At 70.0% G+C, this 16,687-nt stretch carries 17 protein-coding genes; 12 read left to right on the top strand and 5 right to left on the bottom strand.

All coding sequences use genetic code 11. The features are described from left to right. The first annotated feature begins 99 nt into the window (after window positions 1-99). The 10 genes from UYS_RS0210725 (at window position 100) to UYS_RS0210680 (ending at window position 8,457) form a co-directional block, all read left to right on the top strand. Window positions 100-690: a gamma-glutamylcyclotransferase gene (locus UYS_RS0210725; RefSeq protein WP_016855507.1), complete on the top strand. Its 591-nt coding sequence runs from the start codon at window positions 100-102 to the stop codon at window positions 688-690. A gap of 94 nt (window positions 691-784) precedes the next feature. Continuing rightward, window positions 785-2,524 carry an isocitrate/isopropylmalate family dehydrogenase gene (locus UYS_RS0210720; RefSeq protein ID WP_016855506.1) on the top strand — a complete coding sequence of 580 codons (1,740 nt, stop codon included), beginning with the start codon at window positions 785-787 and terminating at the stop codon, window positions 2,522-2,524. Window positions 2,525-2,570: 46 nt separating this feature from the next. Next, window positions 2,571-2,897, top strand: a complete 327-nt coding sequence (locus tag UYS_RS0210715; RefSeq protein ID WP_016855505.1) for a YnfA family protein — start codon at window positions 2,571-2,573, stop codon at window positions 2,895-2,897. Window positions 2,898-3,422: 525 nt separating this feature from the next. After that, the gene (sstT, locus tag UYS_RS0210710; protein ID WP_016855504.1) at window positions 3,423-4,649 is read left to right on the top strand and encodes a serine/threonine transporter SstT; all 1,227 of its coding nucleotides are present in this window, start codon (window positions 3,423-3,425) and stop codon (window positions 4,647-4,649) included. Window positions 4,650-4,920: 271 nt separating this feature from the next. Next, window positions 4,921-5,448, top strand: coding sequence for a helix-turn-helix domain-containing protein (locus UYS_RS0210705; RefSeq protein WP_016855503.1), 528 nt, complete (start codon window positions 4,921-4,923; stop codon window positions 5,446-5,448). Beyond that, window positions 5,445-6,167 carry an AzlC family ABC transporter permease gene (locus UYS_RS0210700; protein ID WP_016855502.1) on the top strand — a complete coding sequence of 241 codons (723 nt, stop codon included), beginning with the start codon at window positions 5,445-5,447 and terminating at the stop codon, window positions 6,165-6,167. Before UYS_RS0210705 ends, UYS_RS0210700 begins: the two co-directional genes overlap by 4 nt. Next, window positions 6,160-6,504, top strand: a complete 345-nt coding sequence (locus UYS_RS0210695; protein ID WP_016855501.1) for an AzlD domain-containing protein — start codon at window positions 6,160-6,162, stop codon at window positions 6,502-6,504. The genes UYS_RS0210700 and UYS_RS0210695 overlap by 8 nt, the downstream gene beginning before the upstream one ends. A 118-nt stretch (window positions 6,505-6,622) precedes the next feature. Further along, entirely contained in the window at window positions 6,623-7,165 is a 543-nt protein-coding gene (locus tag UYS_RS0210690; RefSeq protein ID WP_016855500.1) for a sigma-70 family RNA polymerase sigma factor, read from the top strand. Next, the gene (locus UYS_RS0210685) at window positions 7,162-7,914 is read left to right on the top strand and encodes an anti-sigma factor (RefSeq protein WP_016855499.1); all 753 of its coding nucleotides are present in this window, start codon (window positions 7,162-7,164) and stop codon (window positions 7,912-7,914) included. Before UYS_RS0210690 ends, UYS_RS0210685 begins: the two co-directional genes overlap by 4 nt. A 111-nt stretch (window positions 7,915-8,025) precedes the next feature. Beyond that, complete coding sequence (locus UYS_RS0210680) at window positions 8,026-8,457, top strand: DUF7282 domain-containing protein (RefSeq protein WP_016855498.1); 432 nt, start codon at window positions 8,026-8,028, stop codon at window positions 8,455-8,457. A gap of 80 nt (window positions 8,458-8,537) precedes the next feature. Here UYS_RS0210680 and UYS_RS0210675 read toward each other — a convergent pair whose 3' ends face one another. The 5 genes from UYS_RS0210675 to UYS_RS0210650 all read right to left on the bottom strand — a co-directional run bounded on the left by UYS_RS0210675 (window position 8,538) and on the right by UYS_RS0210650 (window position 14,704). Then, the gene (locus tag UYS_RS0210675; RefSeq protein WP_016855497.1) at window positions 8,538-10,283 is read right to left on the bottom strand and encodes an ABC transporter permease subunit; all 1,746 of its coding nucleotides are present in this window, start codon (window positions 10,281-10,283) and stop codon (window positions 8,538-8,540) included. Window positions 10,284-10,311: 28 nt separating this feature from the next. Next, window positions 10,312-11,880, bottom strand: a complete 1,569-nt coding sequence (locus UYS_RS0210670; RefSeq protein ID WP_237738453.1) for an ABC transporter substrate-binding protein — start codon at window positions 11,878-11,880, stop codon at window positions 10,312-10,314. After that, window positions 11,877-12,764 carry an ABC transporter ATP-binding protein gene (locus UYS_RS0210665; RefSeq protein WP_016855495.1) on the bottom strand — a complete coding sequence of 296 codons (888 nt, stop codon included), beginning with the start codon at window positions 12,762-12,764 and terminating at the stop codon, window positions 11,877-11,879. Before UYS_RS0210665 ends, UYS_RS0210670 begins: the two co-directional genes overlap by 4 nt. Window positions 12,765-12,768: 4 nt before the next feature. Continuing rightward, window positions 12,769-13,599 (bottom strand): ATP-binding cassette domain-containing protein, encoded by an 831-nt coding sequence (locus UYS_RS17300; RefSeq protein WP_040478282.1) that lies wholly within the window; start codon window positions 13,597-13,599, stop codon window positions 12,769-12,771. 166 nt (window positions 13,600-13,765) lie between these two features. Then, complete coding sequence (locus UYS_RS0210650) at window positions 13,766-14,704, bottom strand: LysR family transcriptional regulator (RefSeq protein ID WP_016855493.1); 939 nt, start codon at window positions 14,702-14,704, stop codon at window positions 13,766-13,768. A gap of 170 nt (window positions 14,705-14,874) precedes the next feature. Between UYS_RS0210650 and UYS_RS0210645 the strand changes: the two genes are divergently transcribed. Continuing rightward, a complete protein-coding gene (locus UYS_RS0210645; protein WP_016855492.1) occupies window positions 14,875-15,564 on the top strand; it encodes an SDR family oxidoreductase in 690 nt (229 codons plus the stop codon). Window positions 15,565-15,630: 66 nt separating this feature from the next. Further along, window positions 15,631-16,314 carry a type 1 glutamine amidotransferase domain-containing protein gene (locus UYS_RS0210640; RefSeq protein ID WP_016855491.1) on the top strand — a complete coding sequence of 228 codons (684 nt, stop codon included), beginning with the start codon at window positions 15,631-15,633 and terminating at the stop codon, window positions 16,312-16,314. The last annotated feature ends 373 nt before the right edge of the window (window positions 16,315-16,687 follow it).

Here is a 16,687-nt window from a genome sequence, read left to right as displayed (position 1 = left end):
TTACGGTGAAATGAATACACGGCCATGACTTCGACAAGCCGCGCCTGGCCGCGCATCATGGGGCGCCCACGACGGCAACGAAGGACGCGACAGTCTCCCATGGCGCTCGACACCACCGCGCTCAACCGGCGCATGACCCACTTCGACGACCACGACGATCTGTGGCTGTTCGGCTACGGCTCGCTGATCTGGAAGGCCGACTTCCCCTTCCTCGAGCGCCGGCCGGCGCGCATCCACGGCTGGGTGCGGCGCTTCTGGCAGGGCTCCCACGACCACCGCGGCACGCCCGAGGCCCCGGGGCGCGTGGCGACCCTGATCGCCGAGGAAGGCGCCGCCTGCCTGGGGATGGCCTACCGCATCACGCCGGAGACCCTGCAGCCGCTCGACGTGCGCGAGAAGAACGGCTACCTGCGCGAGCTCACCCCGCTGCACTTCGAGGACGGCACAAGCGCCATGGGGCTGACCTACCTGGCCACCGCCGACAACGCCGCCTTCCTCGGCGAGGCGCCGCTCGACGACATGGCCCGCCAGATCGCCGGGGCCGAGGGCCCGAGCGGCCTCAACCGCGACTACCTGCTGCACCTGGAGGCGGCGCTGGCGGAGCTCGGCGTGACCGAGGAGCACGTCAGCGAGCTGGCCCGCCGGGTGCGGGAGCATCGAAACGACGCGACGGCATTGGGTGTACAATGAAACCCTGATCGCATGGCAGCCGGCGTCCCTCCGGCCACGACGCCCAGGGACGCGAGGCTGCGTGGATTCCACGAGCACGAACACGGGAAGAGTGATGAGCGACAAGATCCAGGTGGCGGCCCCGCTGGTCATCCTGCACGGCGACGAGATGGCCCAGGTGGCCTTCGAGAAGATCATCGATACCTTCGTGACCCGACCGCTGGCCATCGAGCTGGTCGAGATCGACCTGACAGCCGAGAACCGGCTGCTCACCAACGGCCAGGCCGTCCTCGACGCCATCGACGCGCTCAACCGCCACCAGGTCGGGATCAAGAACGCCGGCATGACCGTCAATCGCGAACAGCGCGACGCCCTGCTCGCCCGGCACCCCGAGCTCGACGCCGCCACCCTGCATCCGCTGGCCACCAAGTCGCCCAACGGCGCTATCCGCAAGGGCATCGGCGGCAACATCACCCGCGAGGACATCGAGTTTCGCAACCTCAAGGTCGAGCGCCCGACCTGGGTCGGCCGCGACATCGAGGTCGAGACCATGGAGCACGGCGGCACCAAGGACAGCTACAACGCGCTGTCCTCGGCCACCGGCGTGGTCAAGCTGCTGTTCGTGGGCGAAAGCGGCGACCCCGTCGAGCTGCATCGCCGCGAGGTCAACAAGGGCGACCCCTGGCTGCTGGCCACCAACGACCTGGACGACGTCAGGGCCTGGGCCCACCGCTTTTTCCGGCGCGCCCTCGACGAGAAGCGCGACATCTACCTGGGCCTCAAGGACACCGTGATCGCCGGCTATGACGGCGTGATGCGCGCCGCCATCGAGGACATCTACCGCGAGCACTACCAGGCCGACGCCGAATCGCTGGGGCTCGCCTACCACTACGAGCTGATCGACGCCCAGGCCGCGCGACTGGTCGCCAACCCGCCCGAGCGGGCGCTGTGGGGCGTGCCGGACAACAACACCGGCCGCAAGCTCTACAAGCTGGTCGAGCAGCTCAAGCGCCACGGCATACCCGACCGCAAGGCCCAGGTGTCGATCTCGCGGATGAGCGCCGGCGGCGGCGACCAGTACGGCAGCTTCAACGCCCCCGCCAGCGAGGACGGCATCCTCAAGGTGGTGGTCGACGGCGAGGAGAAGCACGCCCGCCGCGTCAAGCAGGGCGACCCCATCCTGCTGATGTCCAACGACCGCGAAGCGATCAAGGACTGGGTGCTGCAGGTGTTCCGCGACGCCTCGCGCAAGGACAAGGAGGTCTACTTCGGCCTCAAGCGCGAGTACATGGACTACGACGAGGTGTTCAGCGACGTCATCACCGAGGCCCGCCGCGCGCTGGCCCACAACGACACGCCGCCGCCGTCGTTCATGATCATGCGACCCTCCAGCCAGCTGATCAAGATGATCACCGACCCGCCCCGCAACGCCCTCTACCCGGCGCAGAACCTGGACGGCGACATCTTCTCCGACATCTCCGCCGCCCTCGGCGGCAGCCTGGCCACCGCCAGCTCGATCATCGAGAGCAAGAACGGCACCATGCTGTTCGAGGCGCCCCACGGCACCGCTCACGATCTGTACCTGAAGTACCTGGAGAGCGACGGCAAGGAGGCGCACTTCAACTCCTCGGCGCTGATCTACGCCGTGGGCAACGCCCTGGAGACGCTGGCCGAGCGCGAGGACAACGCGGCGCTGGCCGACTACGCGCGGCGCCTCAAGGCGGCGCTGATCGACACCATCGGCGACGGCATCGTCACCGGTGACCTCAAGGGCAAGACCACCGATCCGGCCAACGAGACCGTGGTCGACATGCACGGCTTCCTCGACGCCGTGGAGGCGCGCCTGACCGCGTGATCGCTCCCGCTTCCCTCATGCTGCACTTGTCTGCCCCGGCGGCGTCATGCTGACGCTGCCGGTGTACGTGGCCGCCGCCCTGGCCGAGATCGCCGGCTGCTTCAGCGTCTGGGCCTGGTGGCGTCAGGGCGCCTCGGCGCTGTGGCTGCTGCCGGGGCTGGCCAGCCTGGTGCTGTTCGCCTGGCTGCTCAGCCTCTCCTCGGCCGACCAGGCCGGCCGCGCCTATGCCGCCTACGGCGGCGTCTATATCGTCGCCTCGCTCGCCTGGCTGTGGGCGGTGGAGCACCGCCTGCCCGACCGCTGGGACCTGCTCGGCGCCGCGCTGTGCCTGGCCGGCGCCGGCATCATCCTGCTGGCCCCGCGGGGCGGCTGAGCCGATCCGTCACATTCGGCATCCTCGGCGCGACAACCGCCGATGATTGACCTAGGTTCCATCGGTTCACGCCATCTCCCCCGGTGAGCGCCACTCGGCCCGGGGCCGGGCCTGCCTTGGCCAACCGGGAAACGGTTCCGGCCGGTTGTCGATCGGGACATCTGCCGCTGCCTCGGCTGCGAGGCCACCTCGCCGCTGAGCCATAACGACGATCCGCGCCGGCACCTCCGCCATTCCTGAAGGCCCCTGCCTGCCGACGTCCTCACCGCATATTCCACCCTGGAAACGGCGACAGATCAGCACACCCGCCTGGTTTCAAGAGAAACCAAGGTCGTACCCCCTATCGTTTTGCGTCGATGGTAGAATTCGCGCGCCTGCCCGGGCGACACCCGGGCAGGGCGTCGACAGGCCATCGCCCTCGCGTGTCCCGAGCCCCGCGGCAACCCCGCGGCGTGGCCACGTGGTGATACGGCGACCCCGGCGCACGACACGTTCATGCACCCCGTGATTCCACAAGAGACACCCATGATCGCTACCCTCAACTCCCTGGGCCGCCCGCTGCTGCGGCTGGGGCTGATCCCCCAGATCGCGCTGGGCATCGTCGCCGGCCTGCTGCTCGCCACCCTCGCCCCCGATACCGCCCAGTCGGCCGCCCTGCTCGGCCAGGTCTTCGTCTCCGCGCTGAAGGCCGTGGCGCCGGTGCTGGTCTTCGTGCTGGTGGCCGCGGCGATCGCCAACCATCGCCAGGGCCAGCCCACCCACATCCGCTCCGTGCTGGTGCTCTACCTCATCGGCACCCTGGTGGCGGCGCTGGTCGCCGTGGCGGCGAGCTTCGCCTTCCCCACCAGCCTGGCGCTGAACGCCCCGGCGGCCAGCGGCACGCCGCCCGGCAGCGTCACCGAGATCCTGCGCAACCTGCTGCTCAACGCCGTGGCCAACCCGGTCGAGGCACTGATGGAGGCCAACTTCATCGCCATCCTGGCCTGGGCCGTGGGCCTCGGGCTGCTGCTGCGCCGCGCCGCGGACACCACCCGCACCGCGCTCAAGGACCTGTCCGATGCCGTGTCGGGCATCGTCCAGATGGTGATCCGCTTCGCCCCGCTGGGCATCTTCGGCCTGGTCGCCAACACCCTGGCCGAATCCGGCCTCGACGCCCTGCTCGACTACGGCCGCCTGCTGCTGGTGATCGTCGGCTGCATGGTGTTCGTGGCGCTGGTCACCAATCCGCTGATCGTGTTCCTGAAGACCGGCCGCAATCCCTATCCGCTGGTGTTCACCTGCCTGCGCGGCAGCGCCATCACCGCCTTCTTCACCCGCAGCTCGGCGGCCAACATTCCGGTCAACTTGGAGCTGTGCAAGCGTTTGAAGCTGCACGCCGATACCTATTCGATCTCGATCCCGCTGGGCGCGACGATCAACATGTGCGGCGCCGCCATCACCATCACCGTGATCACCCTGGCCGCTGCCCATACCCTCGGTATCCAGGTCGATTTCGTCACCGCGCTGCTGCTGTGCATCGTCTCGGCGCTGGCCGCCTGCGGCGTGTCAGGCGTGGCCGGCGGCTCGCTGCTGCTTATTCCCATGGCCGCCAGCCTGTTCGGCATCTCCGCCGACGTGGCCATGCAGGTGGTGGCGATCGGCTTCGTGATCAGCGTGGTGCAGGACTCCACCGAGACGGCGCTGAACTCCTCCACCGATGTGCTGTTCACCGCCGCGGCCTGCCGCGCCGACGGCAACACCGACGAGGCCTGAGCCTCGCCTGCCCGGCCGCTGCGGCGGCCGGGTACCTTTTCGCTTTATCCTCCTCCCGCCTTCGCTTCTTCCCTTCCTCCTCGCCACTGCCCGCGGCGTCTCCCGCCCCTTCTCCTTCATCGTGCGCCTTGCGGCATTCCCGGTCGCTTCCTACCCCGGCCCGGTATAGCGGCGCCGGCCGGACGGCCTCCCTTGACAGTCGGTTGTTCTTTTTATAGAACGTTCCTTATATCGAACAATTCGTGGACACCCCCTCGTACCGGAAGCTTCCATGGACCATCTCGCCCTCAGCACCCTGGGCCAGCACCTTCAGCGCCTGCGCCAGGAGCGCGGGCTGTCGCTGTCGCAGCTGGCCGCCGCCGCCGGCATCGCCAAGTCGAACCTGTCGCGCCTCGAGCAGGGCAACGGGAACCCCACGCTGGACACCATCTGGCGGCTGGCGGTGCAGCTGAACATGCCCTTCGGCACCCTGGTGGCGCCGATCACCGTGCCCCTCGGCGAAGACGGCGTGCAGGTGAGGCTGATCGACCAGGGCCAGGAAGGCCGCCAGGTCGACGCCTACTGGATGCGCTGCGCCCCCCATACCGATCGCCATGCCGAGGGGCACACCCCCGGCGCCACGGAATCGCTCACCGTGCTCAGCGGCGAGCTCGAGGCCGGCCCCGAGGACGACCTGCGCACGCTGCACGCCGGCGACAGCCTCGCGTTCGGCGCCGACCGCCCCCACCGCTATCGCACCGGCGAGCAGTGGGCGACGCTGATCCTGACCATCGTCTACGCCGAGAGGGAGGCATCATGATCGACCAGGCGACCTCGGCGCCTTCCCGCGCCTGGCTGTCCGGCGTGCGCGAGGCCTTCCCGCTGCTCGGCGGTTACGTGCCGGTGGCGATCTCCTTCGGGCTGATCGCCGTTCAGGCCGGCTTGACGGCCTGGGAGGCGACGCTGATCTCGACGCTGATCTACGCCGGCGCCTCGCAGTTCCTGCTCATCGGCATGATCGCCGGCGGCGCGCCGCTGTGGCTGGCGGTGGCCATGACGCTGCTGCTCAACGTGCGCCATGCGGTCTACGGCCCCAACCTGGCGCCGTGGCTGGACCGCAGCCGCTGGTGGCTCGTGCTGATGCACGGCCTGACCGACCAGGTCTTCGCCCTGGCCCATCACCGCTTGCCGCAGCTGCCGGAAGCGCAGCGCCTCGGCTGGTTCACCGGTGCCGCGCTGCTGGCCTGGACCAGCTGGATCCTCGGCACCCTGCTCGGCGCCCTGGCCGGCGACTGGCTGATGGCGCGCTGGCCGCTGCTGGGCGAGATACTGCCCTTCGCTCTGCCGGCGCTGTTCCTGGTGCTGGTGGCGCCGCGTTGCACCTCGAAGCGCTGGAGCCTGGCGCTGATGATCAGCATCGGCGTGGCGATGCTCTGCAGCCTGGTCGGCTATACCAACATCGGCATCCCCATCGCCGCCGCCTGCGGCGCCCTGTGCTTCACCCTGGTCCGCTTCACGCCGGAGGCGCCCCATGAGTAACGACCTCTGGCTGGCCCTGCTGGCCACGGCCCTCGGCACCCTGCTGATTCGTCTGCTGCCGCTGCTGTGGATGCAGCGCCGTCTCCGTCGCCTCGACGGCGCGGACGGCATCGAGGCCATGCCCCGCTGGCTCTCCCTGCTCGGCCCGATGATGGTCGCCGCGGTGCTCGGCGTGTCGCTGGTGCCTGATCGCCTCGACGCCATCGGCTGGCTGGCCACCGGGATCGGCGTGCTGGCGACCCTGGTCGTGTGGTATCGGCGGCGCTCGCTGGGCTGGCCGGTGGTCGCCGGCGTCACCGCCTTCGGCCTGGTGGAGGTCCTGGCCGCCCTCCCCTGACGCTCCGGCGCAGCGTGGAAAGACGGCGCCTTGACCGTCACGACGGCGAGGCGGCAGTCTGCGCGAGCATGATGCCGCTCTCATCGGCCTCGACCATCGACATGACAGGGAATGTGGTATGTCCAGTGATCGCCTGCAGGACCTGCTCCAGCGCGTGACTCGGCGCGACCGACAGGCCTTCGCCGAACTCTATGACGCCACCTCGGCGAAACTCTATGGCACGGTGCTGCGTATCCTGAAGGAACGGGGACGCACCGACGACGTCGTGCAGGAGGTCTACGTCACCATCTGGCAGAAGGCCGGGCAGTTCGACGACGGCCGGGCCTCGGCAATCGCCTGGATGGCGAGCATCGCCCGACACGCCGCCATCGACGAGCTGCGCCGACGGCCCCGGGCGCCCCATGAGTCGGACGACGTCCTCGACCAGACGCCCTCCGATGCCCCCGGCGCCCGGGAGCACGCCGAGCGCGACGAGAACGCGCGCCGCCTGCATGCCTGCCTGGCCGAGCTGGAGGGCAACCGCCGGGACATGGTGCGCCTGGCCTATCTGGATGGCTGGTCCCGGGCCGACCTGGCCGCCCACTTCGAGCAGCCGGTGAACACCGTCAAGACCTGGCTCCATCGAGCCCTCAAGCAACTCAAGGGGTGTCTGGCGTCATGACAGACCACGACGACATCGACATGCTGGCCGCCGAGTTCGTGCTCGGCACCCTGGGCGCCGACGAGCGCGCCGAGATCCAGCGCCGCCGACGGGCAGACCCCGAGCTGGACGGCCGCATCCTCGAGTGGGAGAGGCGCCTCGCGCCCCTCGGCGATGACATCGCCGCGGTGGCACCGGGGCCGGACCTGCTGGCGAGGATCGAGCGGCGCATCGAGGCGCTGGACGCCACGCCGGTCACCGGCGAGCGCGAGGGCAAGGTCTCCCAGCTCGACGCCATGCGGCGCCGGCTGCGCTTCTGGCGCTGGAGCACCGGGCTCGCCTCCGCCGCGGCGCTGGTACTGGCCGCGGTGCTGATCGTCCCCGTCGAGCCGGGGCCGAGCGAGTCGCCGTTCGTGGCCGTGTTCCAGCAGGACGACCAGCAGCCCGCCTTCATGCTCTCCGTGGACCTCGACAGCCGTCGCCTGAACGTGCGGCCGGTCACCGCCGAGCCGCTGCCGGATCGCGCCTATCAGCTGTGGATCAAGGATGCCTCGCTGGGGCCGAATCCGCGCTCGGTGGGGGTGCTCAACGACGACCTGAGCCTGCCGGCCGACGCCCTGAGCGACTTCGATCCCGAGCTGCTCAAGCGCGCCACCTTCGGCATCAGCATCGAGCCGCCCGGCGGCTCGCCCACCGGCCAGCCGAGCGGCCCGGCGATCCACGGCTACCTCTATCCCACCGGTCAGGACGCCTCGGCCCAGCGGCTGTGATTTTTTTCGCGCCGAGGTGAAACCATCGTCGCTCGTCTCTCGTAACTGCGGGCACGCCCATCCCAAACCCTTTGCTTCGATGGGGCGTGCTCGGAACTCAAGGAGAGAATGATGATGACCAAGTTTATGGCAAGCGCATTCGTATCCGCCGCTCTGCTCACCGGCGCTTCCCTGGCTCAGGCGGAAATGCACGGCGACATGCATCCGGAAGTCTGGGCCGATGACCAGTCCGTCGCGGGCGGCACGGTCACCGCGGAAAAGGTCATGGCGGGCAGCAACGGCTGGCTGGTGGTGCACCGCACCGATGACAGCATGAAACCCGGCCCGGTGGTCGGCCATGCCCCGCTCAAGGAAGGCGAGAACATGGACGTCACCGCGATCCTCACCGAAGACGTCAGCGCCGGCGACCAGCTGATGCTGATGGTGCACAGCGAGGAAGGCGGCATGGAGACCGGGATCTTCGAGTACACCCTCGGCGCCTCGGAAGACGGCCCGATCAAGATCGACGGCAACCTGGTGATGAGCACCATCACCGCGCAGTAAGCCGCCCGGCAGACCGCCAGAACGACAAAGGGGCCCCCAGGGGCCCCTTTGTCGTGCGTATGATCGAGGCGCCCGCCCCGTCACGCCCCGCCGGCCTCGCGCCCGCGCCACAGGCCGGAAAGCGAGACCGCCAGGATCGACATCAGCACCAGCGCCAGCGACGGCACCAGCACCGCCCAGGGCGCGCGCTCCAGGTAGGGCATGCTGTCGGCGAGCAGAAGCCCCCATTCCGGGGCCGGCGGCCGCGGGCCGAGCCCGAGGAAACCGAGGGCGGCCAGCGCCAGCGCGGTGCCCGGCAGGCGCAGCATGGCGTGGCGGAACACCGGCCCGACCAGCGCGGGCAGCACGTAGCGCGACAGCAGCCGCCAGCGCCCCACGCCGAGCACCGGGGTGATGCGCACGTGCGGCTGGGCCAGGGTCTCGCTGACCAGCGCCGAGGTGTGCGCCGCCAGCGGCGCCCAGCTCACCGCCGTCACCGCGATCACCGCGCCGGCGGCGCTCGGCCCCATCAGGCCGGCCACGATCAGCCCGGCAATCACCGGCGGCGTGGCGTTGGTGACCTCGATGGGCCCGGCCGCCAGCCGCGGCATCAGCCCGATCGCGAGCCCCAGCACGAAGGTGACCAGCACCGTGGCCAGCGCCATGCCCATGGTGGAGAGCGCGCCGTGGCTGACCCGCGCGAGGATGTCGCGGCCGATGCCGTCGGCGCCCAGCGGCAGCCCCGCCCCCGGCGGCTGCAGGCGCAGGTAGGCCGAGGTCATCGGATCGCGGGCGAGCCCCGCCAGCACGATCGTCAGCAGCAGCGCCGCCGCCACCGACGGCACGATCCAGCGCCGGCCGCCGCCGTGGGCCACCGGGGCCGCCACCGGCACCGCGCCGGCCCGCATCGCCCGGCCCAGCAGCAGCGAGCGGCCGAGGTTGGCCAGCCCGCCCAGCGCCACGGCAATGGCCAGCAGGATCAGGATGCCGGTCTGCAGCGCCGGCAGGTCCTGGGCGGAGGCCGCGCCGAGCGTGGCCCGGCCGAGGCCGGGAATCGAGAACACCTGCTCGACGGCGATCGCCCCGCCGGTCAGGCCCACCACCACCAGCCCCACCTGGGGCATCAGGCTCGGCAGGGTGCGCTTCAGCGCGGCCAGCGCCAGGCACCGCCGCGAGAAGCCCGCCATGTGCCAGGTCGCGACCCAGCGCTCGGCGAAGGCCGAGGTCAGGCCGTCGCTGAACAGCCGCCCCAGCAGGCCGCCGGCCGGCAGCCCCAGCGACAGCGCCGGCAGCACCAGGTGGCGCCACTCGCCCCAGCCATAGGGCGGCAGCCAGCGCAGCCAGGCGGCGAACACCACCAGCAGCAGCGCCGCGAGCAAAAACTCCGGCAGCGCCGTGACGGCCGCGGCCATCGCGCCCGAGCTCGGCGCCGGACGACCGTCGAGGCCGCGCCGCAGGGCCGGCAGGCAGACCAGCAGCGCGGTGGAAAGCGCGACGACCAGCGCCGCCGCCATCAGCGCAAGCGACACCCCGGCCGCCTGCAGCAGGCCCGGCAGCACCGGGGTACCGGAGATCCAGGAGGTGCCGGCATCGCCGTGCAGCAGGCCGCCGACCCAGTGGCCGAGCGTCTCGAGCGGCCCCATGGCCAGGCCCAGCTGCTCGCGGATGGCATCGAGTGCCTCCGGGGTCGGGTTCTGGTCGCCGGCCCGGGCGCGCAGGATGCTGAGCGCCGGGTCGCGCCCCGAGAGCCACGGCAGCAGGCCCACCAGCACCACCACGCCGCCGAGGGTGAGCAGCCGCGACAGGGTCGGCAGCAGCGCGCCCCACGCGATCGACGGGCCGCGCAACGAGGGTCGCTCCGACGGGCTCGCGCCCTTACTCGGCGCCATCGTCGATGAACCGGGTGTGCTCGTTGATCAGCTCGCGCTCGCGCGGGTCGCGCACGGCGCCGGCGACGCGGGTGGCCTCGCCCTGGATGACCCGCTCGTGGAGCATCGGCACCGCGGCATCGGTGGCGAGGATCGCCGCCTCGGCGTCGATGATCGCCTGGCGGCGCTGCGGCCCCGGCTCCAGGTCGGCGGCCTTCTCCAGCGCCGCCTCGACCTCGGCATCGCACAGCTGGGCGATATTGAAGGAGCCCTCGCAGGCGAAGTCGCTGACCATGTAGGCCACCGGGTCGCCGGAGTCGAGCATGGTCGCCCGGGACAGGATGAAGGCGTCGAACTCGCCGGCCAGCATGTCCGCCTCGATGTGCGCGTACTGGCGCACCTCCTGCTGGACGTCGAAGCCCGCGGCCTCGAGCTGCTGCTCCAGCAGCACCGCGACCTCGGGCAGCTCGGCGCGGTCGGTGAAGGTGCCCAGGGTGATGGCGACGCCCTCCGGGTCCGCGGCCTCGGGCCGCCCCTGCACCGGCGTGCGCAGCCCGTCGGCCCACTGCAGCGCCGGGCCCAGCAGGCCGTTGGCGATGTCGGCGCGATTCTCGTAGACGGTGCGCACGATGGCCTCGCGGTCGAGCGCCTCGCGCGCCGCCGCCCGCAGCGCCGGGTCCGCCAGCGGCCCGGACTCGGTGTTGAGATAGAGGGTGTTGGTGCGCGGCATCGGCACCTCGTGGATCAGCTCGGGGTCGATCAGCGCGACCTGGGACACCGGCACCGCCTCGACCACGTCGGCCTCGCCGGTGCGCAGCGCCGCGCCGCGGGCCGTGCCGTCCGGCACGTAGTCGGCATCGATGCCGGCGAGCTCGGCGCGCTCGCCCCAGTAGCCCTCGAAGCGGTCGAGGCGCGCGCTCTGGGTGCCGTTGATCTCCTCGAGCACGAAGGGCCCGGTGCCGGCCTCGGTCGGATTGACGGTGCCGTCATCGCGGTAGGCCCGCTCGGCGAGGATCGCCAGCTGCGGGCTGGACAGGCGATTGGGCACCAGCGGATCGGCCTCGGCGGTGCGCACGATCACCGCCCCGTCGCCGTCGGCCTCGATCGTCATGTCCACGCCGTCGAGGATGCGCGGCTTGGGCGCGGCGTTCGTGGCGGCAGTCAGCGAGGCCACCACGCGCTCGGCGGTCAGCGGCGTGCCGTCGTGGAAGGCCACGTCGTCGCGGATCGCGAAGCGCCAGCGGTACGGGTCGAGCCGCTCCCACTCGGTGGCCAGGAAGGGCTCGGGGCTGCCGTCGTCATCGAGGCGGATCAGCGTCTCGGCGGTGCTCCAGCGCGACAGCTTGAAGGCATCGTCGGTCAGCGGGTTCAGCCCGGAGCGCGGCGGCTGCAGCATGGCGACCCTGAGGCGCCGCTCGCCGGCATCGGCGGTCTCGGTGGCGCTCTCGCCGACGGTCTCGCCGGCATTCTCGGTGGAGGCCGACTCCTCCTGCTGGCAGCCGGCCAGCAGGGCCAGCGAGAGCAGCGTGAACGGAAGCGGCAAGGCATGACGAAGGGACAAGGGGCGAAGGCTCAAGGGGCTAGCTCCTGGGAACGATGGGCCGGCGTGGCGGCGGAAAGGGAACCGGGGGTAAGAGACGTCGGAGGAAGATCCTGGCCCGGCAGCATGGCCGCGGCCCGGATCAGCGCCGCCGTGCGCTCGTGCGCCGGCGCGCGGAACAGCGCCTCGGTGGGGCGGTCCTCGATGATCGCGCCGTCGTCCAGCACCAGGGTGCGCTGGCACAGCCGGCAGACCACCGAGAGGTCATGGGAGATCAGCAGCAGGCCGATGCCGGCCTCGTGGTGCAGCGTCTTCAGCACCCGGGTCACCTGGGCCTGGAGCGGCAGGTCGAGGCCGCTGAGCGGCTCGTCGGCCAGCAGCAGCCGCGGGCGCACGGCCATGGCCCGGGCGATGGCCACCCGCTGGGCCTGGCCACCGGAGAGCTCGGCCGGGCGGCGCATCAGATAGCCGCCGTCCAGGCCGACCTGCTCCAGCGCCTCGCCCACCCGCGGCTCGTGCGGGCCCTCGATGCCCAGCCGCACCAGCGGCTCGCGGATCAGCTCGCCGACGCGCATGCGCGGGTCCAGCGAGGCCGCCGGATCCTGGGGGATGACCTGCACCACGCGGCGATACCAGCGCAGCGCGCGCGCCGAGCCCGGCGCGATTCGCCGCCCCCGGCAGACGATCTCGCCGCCGTCGGCCCGGGTCAGGCCGAGCATCAGGTTCAAGAGCGTCGACTTGCCGGCGCCGGATACCCCGGCCAGGCCGATCAGCTCGCCGGGGTACAGGCGAAAGTCGATGTCGCGCAGGGTGTAGCGCCAGTCGCGGCCGCCCCACCAGCGCCGCGGCCCGGGCATGCGCTTGCCGACCCCGGAGACCCGCAGCAGCGAGCCGTCGTCGTTGAGTTCGGGCATCGTCATGGGCCTACCCTGCCGCCCGAAGACGCGGCGGCTCGGCCGGCGCCTGGAGGCGTTCGCGGTGGCCCAGCGCCGCGACCAGCTCGCGGGAGAAGCGGTGACGCGGCGCGGCGATGATGTCGGCCAGCCGACCGCTCTCCACCAGCCGGCCCTGATCGATGATCAGCGCGCGCTCGCACAGCCGCGAGGCGGCGGCCATGTCGTGGGAGATGAACAGCAGCGCGGGCGTGTCGGCGGTGCCGGTGGTCTCGCGCAGCAGCGCCAGCACCTCGGCCTGGGTCAGCACGTCGAGCGCCGTGGTGGGCTCGTCGGCGACGATCAGCGACGGCCGGCAGGCCAGCGCCAGCGCCAGGCAGGCCCGCTGACGCTGGCCGCCGGAGAGCTCCGCCGGCGAACGCCGCATGACCCGCTCGGGCTCGGCGAGGTTCATCCGCCCCAGCAGCGCGACGGCCGCCTGCTGCGCCTCGCGGCGGGAGAGCCCCTGGAAGCGCCGGAAGGGCTCGCGCAGCTGGACGCCCACGCTGACCAGCGGGTTGAGCGCGGCCTGGGTGTTCTGGAACACCATGCCGGCGCGGGCCTGCGCCGGCCGCCGGGTCGCGCGCACCCCGCCGACCTCGAGGCCGTTGAGGCGGATGGCGCCGTCGATGCGGGCCGCGGGCGGCGTCAGGCCGAGGATCGCCCCGGCGGTAAGCGACTTGCCGGAGCCCGACGGGCCGATCAGGCAGACCCGCTCGCCCGGCTGGACGGCGAACGAGAGGCCGTCCACCACCGGCCGCTGGCCGAGCCGGATGCGCAGGTCATCCACCCCGAGAACGGGGGCGTATGCCGGTGATGTCACGTCATGCTCCTGTCTCGCCGCTCGCGAAGGGCGGAAGGTTATAACATAACGTGTTGCAGAAACACCATCCGCGGGCTCGCATGACGCACACCTTCATCGCGGTGTCGCCACGCCGGCCCGGGTCGGCGCGAGCAACGGTCTAACCGCCGAGATGATCGATACGCCCTTACGTCAGCGCGCCCCGGTCAGGCAGCGTGCGACAGCACGCGATGATCTGTTCGCGCAGCCAGCGATGTGCCGGGTCCTTCTGATAGCGGCGATGCCAGCTGAGATGGAAGGGAAAGGCGTCGAAGGCCACCGGGGGCGCCACCGGCGTCACGCCGAACTGGCGCCGGAAGTGCTGGCAGAGCCCCGTGGGCAGGCTGGCGATCAGCGAGGAACGCTCAAGCAGCGGAGGCACCGCCATGAAGTAGGTCACGGCCAACGCCACCTCTCGCTTCAAGCCCTGGCCCTCGAGCTGCTTGAAGATGCCGCTTTTCAGGCGCGCATGGGGCTGCACCAGGACATGGGCATAGCGCTCGAAATCGTCCCTTGTCATCTGCCCATTGCCTTCCAGCCGCTCCAGCAGCGGGTGCCCGTTGCCGACCAGACACTCGATCCCCTCGCGGATGACCTCGCGCACGACCAGATTATCGGGAGGATCGACCTGGCGCCCGAACGCCAGATCGGTCGTGCCGCTCATGACGCCGGCCTCGCTCATGTCCTGTGACAGGCGACGCACCTGCAGGGTGATGCCCGGCGCCTGCTCGCGCAGGACCCCGGCCAGCGCGGGCAGTATCAGCACTTCGAAATAGTCGTTGGCCGCGATCTCGAAATGGCGCTGCTCGGTGGCCGGTGAAAAGTCCCGCTCGCTGGTAATCAGGCCATCCAGATCGGTCAACGCTGCCTCGATGACGGGAAAGAGGTGGTCGGCCTTCTCGGTCGGACGCATGCGCTGGCGGTCGCGGATGAACAACGGGTCGTTGAACAGCTCGCGCAGGCGGCTCAAGGCAGCGCTCACCGACGGCTGGCTGAGATGCAGGCGTTCTCCCGCGCGGGTGACGTTCTGCTCCAGGTACAACGCATGGAAGGTCCGCAGCAGGTTGAGGTCGTAGTTGAGTTTCATCCGGGGCACTCACGGCAGCGTCTGAGGTGGCGGCGACCCACCAGCTATTTGCCTCAATAATAGTGCGTATACGCACTATCGATTATGGCGATGGTCGAGCAGAGGTTACCGTGACACCAGACGTAAACGCAGCACTCGACTCACAGGAGCCCATCATGACAGGGGGACAGATGACAGACACTGCCAGCGAAAAGATCGTACTGATTACCGGTGCCTCCAGCGGCATTGGCGAGGCCACCGCGCGCACGCTGGTAGAGGCCGGCCACAAGGTGGTCGTCACGGCGCGCCGCGAGGAGCGTCTTGCCGCCCTGGCGGAGGAGCTGGGTCACGACAAGGTACTGGCCATTGCCGCCGATGCCACCGACTACGATCAGATGGCGGACGTCGTGGCGCGTGCGGTAGCCCACTACGGCCACCTGGACGTTGCCTTCGCCAACGCCGGCACCGGCATCAGCCAGCCGGGTACGGAACAGGGCGACCCGGAGGAGTGGAAGCACGTCATCGATATCAACATCAACGCGCTGCTGTGGACCGCTCACGCCACCCTGCCCCACCTGAGAGCGCGCCAGGGGCATTTCATCCTCACCAGCTCGGTGGCGGGGCGCGACACCCATGCGGGGTCGATCTACAGCTCAAGCAAGTGGTTCGCCTACGGCTTTGGCCAGAACCTGGCGCTGGAAATGGCCGAGTGGCAGGGCCGCTGCACTACCATCACCCCGGGCATGGTCAACACGCCCTTCTTCGACCAGCCCAAGCCGGACAAGCTGCACCCGCAGGACGTTGCCGACGCCGTGCTGTACGCCATCAGTGCCGCGCCGCGAGCCAATATCCGCGAAGTGCACCTGATGCCGACGCGCTAGACGAAGCCTGCGCGTCACCCCCATCATCGAGCTTGCGGATGATTCCGCACGAGACAGGAGAGCCCCATGAGCAAGGTACTGGTTGTTGTCACCTCCCACGATACCCTGGGAGATACTGGCAAGAAGACAGGCTTCTGGCTGGAAGAGCTGGCAGCGCCCTACTACGTGCTGAAGGACGCCGGTGTCGAGGTCACCCTGGCGTCTCCCCAGGGCGGAAAGCCTCCGCTAGACCCGGCCAGTGAAGGCGAAGACTTCCAGACAGACGCCACTCGCCGCTTCGACCAGGACGAGCACGCCCAGCGTGACCTGGCCAACACCGCGGTGCTGTCCGAGATGAAGGTCGAGGATTTCGATGCCATCTTCTACCCCGGCGGCCATGGTCCGCTGTGGGACCTGACCCATGATGCGGACTCCATTCGCCTCATCGAGCAGTTCCACGCCGCCGGCAAGCCCGTCAGTGCGGTCTGCCACGCGCCTGCGGTGCTGCTGAAGGCGAAGAAGGCGGATGGCACGCCCTTCGTCGACGGCGTGCGCGTCACCGGCTTCACCAATGGCGAGGAAGACGCCGTCGGCCTCACCGAGATCGTGCCGTTCCTGGTGGAAGACAGCCTGCAGCAGCAGGGTGGCCTGTACGAGAAGAAGGCCGACTTCACCGCCTTCGCGATTCAGGATGGGCTGGTCATCACCGGCCAGAACCCGATGTCCTCCGAGGGCGTCGCCGAGCTGTTGCTCGACAGCCTGAAGGCATAAGGCCCGCTCGCTGAAGATTCGAAGGCCCCCACGATATCGCTGGGTCGATATCGTGGGGACCGGGCCACCCTCCGCATCACTCGTCACCGGCTTCGCGCCGGTGACCCTCTTCATCGATGCCTGGCTGGGCCTGCGGGGCACGGCCCGGCGCCACCCCTCACATCTCTGGTCGTTCGAGACCGCCCCCTTGCACGCTGGGGGCACAAGCGTGACTCCGAAATTCGCGGATAAAGGTGGTGTAACAACAGGGCTTGAACCTGCGACCGAGGGATTATGAGTTAGCCCCAAGGCATGCCAATGTTTGCCAAAGCCAACAATATCAATGCATTGCAAAGCCGCTCACACGCCTATGCCGGCTTTCAGGTGTCTATGG

Origin of the sequence: Halomonas smyrnensis AAD6, from assembly GCF_000265245.1 — a bacterium.
Taxonomy (GTDB): domain Bacteria; phylum Pseudomonadota; class Gammaproteobacteria; order Pseudomonadales; family Halomonadaceae; genus Halomonas; species Halomonas smyrnensis.
The sequence above is the reverse complement of the archived record's forward strand: the minus strand, read 5'-3'. Positions and strand labels throughout refer to the sequence as shown.